Raw genomic sequence first — 541 nt, 5'->3', positions numbered from 1 at the left:
TTCTGCGAGTAACTCACGTACTTCATCGGCAAGGCCAGTAAAATAGTTCATTACCATTTCTGGTAAGCCTTTAAAGTACTCTTTACGAAGGGTTTCATCTTGAGTTGCCACACCCGTTGCACAGTTGTTCAAGTGGCAAATACGTAAGAATTTACAACCCATAGCAACCATTGGTGCGGTACCAAATCCGAAGCTTTCCGCACCAAGAATCGCGGCCTTAACAACATCTAGCCCTGTTTTTAACCCGCCATCTACTTGAAGACGAATCTTATGGCGAAGGCCATTTGCAACCAGTGCTTGTTGGGTTTCTGCGAGGCCAAGTTCCCAAGGACTACCTGCGTATTTCACCGAAGTCAGTGGACTTGCGGCCGTACCGCCATCGTAACCTGAGATAGTGATGAGGTCGGCGTAAGCTTTTGCGACCCCGGTGGCTATGGTGCCAACACCAGGCTCGGAGACGAGTTTCACCGAAACCAGGGCATTCGGGTTGACTTGTTTTAGGTCGAAGATCAGCTGGGCTAAATCCTCGATCGAATAAATA

At 48.6% G+C, this 541-nt stretch carries 1 protein-coding gene; it reads right to left on the bottom strand.

Annotated elements, in window-relative coordinates; all coding sequences use genetic code 11:
• The coding region (locus R7R78_RS28960) for a glutamate synthase-related protein (RefSeq protein ID WP_225474950.1) at positions 1-541 on the bottom strand (541 nt) is incomplete at both ends.

The organism is Vibrio sp. 2134-1, assembly GCF_033339495.1.
This window is presented reverse-complemented; position numbering and strand designations above follow the sequence as displayed.